Genomic DNA, 5,687 nt, shown 5'->3' with positions numbered 1-5,687 from the left:
CACCGGGTCCCGCAGGGTGGGGTGGGCGCCCGCCGCCGCGTCGAGATGCGCCCGGGCCAGCCGCAGCTCGTCCCGGTCGACGGCCACGGCGGCCAGGACCAGCCGTCCGATGCCGAAGTCGGACGGCTGCGGCAGGCTGTACCGCTCGGCGACCGTCAGTGCCGCCATGGCTTTGCGTTCCGCCCTGCCGAGCCAGCCGTTCAGATAGTCGATGAGAGCCAGCCGGCCGAGGGAGTCCTCGCGCGGCAGTGCCGTCGACGCGTCCCCGGAGCCGTCGGCGACCAGGGAAAGGGCGGCACGCGCCTCGTCGAGGTTCCCGGCCCACAGCCGTGTCGAGCCCAGGTGGGACAGGAGCAGGGCCGTGAGTTCGGGGTGCTGGTCCAGGAGGTGGGCAGGGACCTGTTCCCGTATTCTCTCGGCCGTCCCGGCCGCCAGCTCCGCCCTTCCCGGTGAGCCGGTCAGCCGGGCCGCCAGCGCCTCCAGCATCAGGCAGCTCAGCCGGGCCGCCGCCGGACCCGGTTCGTCCTCCGCCGCCGCCCGCTCCTCCTCGCCCACCAGGCTCCGCTCCGCGTGCCGCAAGTGGGTCAGACCCCGGTCGAGCTCGCGTCGGGAGAGTTCACGGGCCGCCCGTACGAGGTTCGCGGCGGGGCTCGTCGCCTCGGGGCCCATGCGGGAGAACAACTCGGCGAGGTCGTCGGAGCGCAGGCCCGTGAAGAGCTGGCCGATGGCGAGGTCGTCGACGAGGGCGCCGGCGGTGAACTCCCAGTCGCCCGCGGCGGCACCGTGGCCGAGCGTCTCCGCGAGGGTTCCCGAGCGGCGCAGCCACTGGGCGGCCCGCCGGTGGAGTACGGGTTCCAGGCCGGGACGTCGCATCCGCAGATGGGCACGGAGAATCTCCCCGAAGAGCGGGTGGAGGCGGTACCAGGCCTGCCCGAGGTCCTCGACGAACGCGTTCCCGCGGTGCAGCCCGGCCAGGATGCCCCCGGCGTCGGCGCGCTCCGTCAGCGCGTCCGCCAGCTCGGGGCGGAACCGGTCCAGGACACTGACCCGCAGGAGGAGATCCTGCGTCTGAGGGGTCTGCCGTTCGAGCACCTCCGCGAGCAGGAAGTCGGCGACGGCCGTGCGCTCGGCCTCGAAGCGCTTGAGATACGTCTCCGGGTCCGGGCTCTCCCCCGCGGCCAGTGCGCACAGCCGCAGACCGGCCGCCCACCCCCGGGTGCGCTCCACGAGTGCCTCCGCGACGGTCACCGGGAGCCGCAGGCCGTGCAGGCCCAGCAGGACGGCCGCTTCCTCGGGCGTGAAGGCCAGCTCGGCGTTCCTGATCTCCGTCATGTCGCCGGCCGTCCGGTGGCGGTGCAGCGGCAGCAGCGGTTCGGTGCGGGTGACGAGGATCAGGCGCAGGCCCCGCGCCGCGTGGTGCAGCACGAACTCCAGCTGGTCGGCTATCTCCGGATCGGTCACGCGGTCGTACTCGTCGAGCACCACGATCACGGGCCGCTCCCTGGCGCCCAGCTCCGCGGCGAGTCGCGTCAGCAGCGTGCGGTCCACCCGGCCGGCGTCGGCCGGGCAGCCGATCTCGGGCGGCAGCGGCACACCGGCGGCGCGCAGCGTCTGGAGGAAGTACGCCCAGAACATGCCGGGGCCCTGGTCGCCGGCCTCGGTGGTGAGCCAGGCGACCGGCCGATCCCGATGCGCGGCCCAGTCGGCGACCAGCAGGGTCTTGCCGGCGCCGGCGGCCCCGTTGACCACGGTCAACGGGGTCGTCAGCGCCTGGTCGAGGTGGTCGACCAGGCGCTTTCGCCGGAGGAACGTGGCAGGCCGGGCCGGTACGGCGAACCGGGTGCGCAGGAACGGGTCGCCCTGGGGATCGGCACACGGGACGGCCGGCCCCGAACCCCTCTCCCCGGACCTTGCCATGGCTCTCACCACCACCGGTCATCCAGAACTCGGGCAGCTCTCCTCGTCCAGCATCAGCATCCCAGCGTTCCTCCGGGACCGCGCGCCGCGTCGGTCTGCACGCCCGCGATCTCCTCGCCCAGGCCGGCATGACCGAGACGGGCGTCGCCCAGGCGGGCATCACCGAGGCGGGTGGTCGCACGCTGCCGGACCGGAGCCCCGAGGGCGCCCGGGGGTCGATGGCCCTGCCGGGCACCGCCACGGCGAGCCTGTCCGTCGCACGCCCGGTACGGGCTTTGTCGCCGACGCCGGGCACCTCCCCGGGCGCGGCGCGGACAGGCCAGCCCCCCTTCAGCGCCTCCTCGACGGCCGTCCAACCCTGGCACGGCCGCCGCCGAGTGTCCCGCCGTACTCGATCACCGACCCGGCGCGGCCGCGTCCGCCCCCGGAGAAGATCCAGGTGTTCCAGGTGTCGGGTCCGGCTCACGAGGAGCAGGAGGCCGCCTTGGGCGTGGGCTGTATCGCGGCCCCCTCCTCGTCGGTGGCGCCGCGGTTGCCGTCCCGCACTCCCGCTTCGGTCCCGCCCGACCGGCCACGGCGGTACGGACGGCGGCCCCGGGCCTGTCGCGCGTCCTGTGCCGGGGAGGGCCGAGGCGTACACGGCCGCGGGCGTCCCGTCAGTGCGACTCCCGGCTCACCTCGGAGCCGCTGGAGCCGATGAGGAAGTCGAGGTCGGCGCCGGTGTCGGCCTGCAGGACATGGTCGACATAGAGGCGTTCCCAGCCGCGCCGGGGGGCGGCGAAGCCGTCGACCGTGGCCCGGCTCGGCTCCCGGCGGGCGAGTTCGTCGTCGGGTACGTCGACGTCGATACGGCGGGCCCCGACGTCGAGGGTGATGAAGTCTCCGGTGCGCACGAGGGAGAGGGGGCCGCCGGCGGCGGCTTCCGGGGCGACGTGCAGGACGACCGTGCCGTACGCCGTGCCGCTCATCCGGCCGTCGCAGACGCGGACCATGTCGCGGACGCCCTGTTCGAGGAGCTTCTTCGGCAGCGGCATGTTGGCGACCTCGGGCATGCCCGGATAGCCCTTGGGTCCGCAGCCGCGAAGGACCAGGACCGAGTCGGCGTCGACATCCAGGTCGGGGTCGTCGATGCGGGCGCGGAAGTCCTCGATGGAGTCGAAGACGACGGCCCGGCCCCGGTGGCGCAGCAGCTGCGGGGAGGCGGCGGCCGGTTTGACGAGCGCGCCGTCGGGGGCGAGGTTGCCGCGCAGTACGGCGATGCCGCCCTCGGCGACCAGCGGTTCGGAGCGCGGGCGGATGACCTCGGCGTCCCAGACGGTGGCGTCGTCGAGGTGGTCGACGAGCGGCTCACCGGTGACGGTCAGCGCGTCGGGGTCGAGCAGGTCACGGACCTCGCGCAGGACGGCGAGCAGCCCTCCGGCGCGGTGGAGGTCCTCCATGAGGAAGCGCCCGGCCGGCTGGAGGTCCACGAGGACCGGCACCCGGGAGCCGACGCGGTCGAAGTCGTCGAGGGTGAGGTCGATGCCCAGGCGGCCCGCGATCGCCAGGAGATGGACGACCGCGTTGGTCGAACCGCCGATCGCGGCCAGCGCCACGATCGCGTTGTGGAAGGACGCCCTGGTCAGGAAGGTGCCAGGCCGCCGGTCCGCGCCCACCATGTCCACGGCCAGCCGACCGGTGCGGTGCGCGGCTTCGAGGAGCCGGCTGTCGGGCGCGGGTGTGCCCGCCACACCGGGAAGCACCGTGCCCAGCGCCTCGGCGACCAGCGCCATCGTCGACGCCGTCCCCATCGTGTTGCAGTGCCCCCGGCTGCGGATCATCGCCGACTCGGAGCGGGTGAACTGCTCCTGGGAGAGCGTTCCCGCCCGCACCTCCTCCGACAACTGCCACACCCCGGTGCCGCAGCCCAGGAGGCCGCCGCGGAAGGTGCCGTTGAGCATCGGCCCGCCGGGGACCACGATCGCGGGGAGGTCCACCGAGGCGGCGGCCATCAGCAGCGACGGGATCGTCTTGTCGCAGCCGCCGAGCAGGACGACCCCGTCGACGGGGTTGGCCCGCAGCATCTCCTCCGTGGCCATCGCGGCCATGTTCCGCCAGAGCATCGCGGTGGGCCGCACGTTCGTCTCGCCCAGCGACACCACCGGCAGGTCCAGCGGGATGCCGCCCGCCTCGTACACACCGTTGCGCACCGAGGCCGCGACCTCGTCCAGATGCGCGTTGCAGGGGGTCAGGTCCGAGGCGGTGTTGGCGATGGCGATCTGCGGCCGGCCCGTGAAGGCGTCGCCCGGCACGCCCCGCCGCATCCACGCCCGGTGGATGTAGGCGTTGCGGTCCTGTCCCCCGTACCACTGCGCACTGCGGAGCGTCATCCTGAGCCCCTTCCGGCAATCGGTACGGCGGTCTACAGTCTGGAACGCGATGAAGCATACGCAGCCGTACGAGGGATCGACAGCCCCCGGTGAGGACGGCCCGACGGGCGCCGGGGACAACCGACTTGTGGGGTCGGACCGGGTGCTGGCGGTTCTCAGGGAACTGGCCCGGTATCCCGACGGGGTGGGTCTCGACGAGCTGACCCGGGTGATCGGCAGTCCCAAGCCGACCGTGCACCGGGCGCTCGGCGCGCTGCGCCGGGCCGGGCTGGCCGAGCAGGACGCGGGCAGCCGCTATGTGCTCGGCGACGAGTTCCTGCGTATGGCCTTCGCCCACCACGAGGCGCGGCCCGAGCACATCCGGGTCCGCCCGGTGCTCGAAGCGCTGGCGCACCGGTTCGGGGAGACCGCGCACTATGCGGTGCTCGACGGCCATGAGGTCGTCTACCGCGCCAAGGTCGACCCGCCGGCCGGAGCCGTCCGGCTGACGTCGACGATCGGCGGGCGCAACCCCGCCCACAGCACCGCCGTCGGAAAACTGCTGCTCAGCGCACGGTTGGACACCCTGGAGGAGGTCGAGGCGTGGAAAGGCGGCTCGCCCCTGGAGCGTCGTACGCCGCGGACGCAGTGCGCGGCCGCCGATCTGCACCGTGAGCTGGGGGCCACCCGCGGGCGGGGCTACGGCGTCGACGACCAGGAGAACGAGACCGGGGTCAACTGCCTCGCCCTGCCCGTGTTCCTCACCTCGCCGACGGTCCCCTCCGGAGCGGTGAGCGTCAGCGCGCTGGCGTACCGGACACCCCTGGCGGCCCTGGTCGACGCGCTCGACGAGATCCGCGCGCTCCTCGGTCGCCTCGGTGAGCCGCACCGGTGACACATGAGCCGCAGCGCCCCGACCCGCTCCTGGAGACAGATCTGTGAACCCCATGCGCGCGTTCGTCCTCACCGCCCCCGGCACGTACGAGGTCCAGGAGTTCCCGGCGCCGGTGGCGGGGCCCGGTGAAGTCGTCGTCGACGTCGAGCGGGTCGGGGTGTGCGGCACCGACATGGAGTTCTTCACCGGCACGATGGCCTACCTCCACCAGGGGCACGCCTCCTACCCGATGCGGCTCGGCCACGAGTGGGCGGGGCGGGTGTCGGCGGTCGGCGACGGTGTCGACCCCGGCTGGGTCGGGCGGCGCGTCATGGGCGACACGATGCTCGGCTGCGGGGACTGCCGCCGCTGCCTCCGAGGCGACCAGCACGTGTGCGAGCGGCGCCGGGAGGTCGGCATCCGCGGGGGCCGTGCGGGAGCCCTGGCCGAACGGCTCGCCGTGCCGGCCTCCTCCCTGCACGCCCTGCCCGACTCCGTGGACGCCGTGCTCGGCGCGCTCGTGGAGCCGGGCGGCAACGCGCTGCGTG

At 74.0% G+C, this 5,687-nt stretch carries 4 protein-coding genes; 2 read left to right on the top strand and 2 right to left on the bottom strand.

The window, feature by feature from the left end:
* On the bottom strand, window positions 1-1,917 hold a 1,917-nt coding region (locus AWZ10_RS28815), incomplete at its 3' end, for a winged helix-turn-helix domain-containing protein (RefSeq protein ID WP_060892406.1).
* Window positions 1,918-2,573: 656 nt separating this feature from the next.
* Entirely contained in the window at window positions 2,574-4,286 is a 1,713-nt protein-coding gene (locus tag AWZ10_RS28810) for an IlvD/Edd family dehydratase (RefSeq protein ID WP_060892405.1), read from the bottom strand.
* A gap of 49 nt (window positions 4,287-4,335) precedes the next feature.
* Here AWZ10_RS28810 and AWZ10_RS28805 point away from each other — a divergent pair, with 49 nt between their 5' ends.
* Window positions 4,336-5,160, top strand: a complete 825-nt coding sequence (locus tag AWZ10_RS28805) for an IclR family transcriptional regulator (protein WP_060892404.1) — start codon at window positions 4,336-4,338, stop codon at window positions 5,158-5,160.
* 52 nt (window positions 5,161-5,212) lie between these two features.
* Window positions 5,213-5,687: alcohol dehydrogenase catalytic domain-containing protein (locus AWZ10_RS28800; protein ID WP_208618566.1), on the top strand; the 475-nt coding region annotated here is incomplete at its 3' end.

This window comes from Streptomyces europaeiscabiei (assembly GCF_001550375.1).
Taxonomy (GTDB): Bacteria; Actinomycetota; Actinomycetes; order Streptomycetales; family Streptomycetaceae; genus Streptomyces; species Streptomyces europaeiscabiei.
This window is presented reverse-complemented; position numbering and strand designations above follow the sequence as displayed.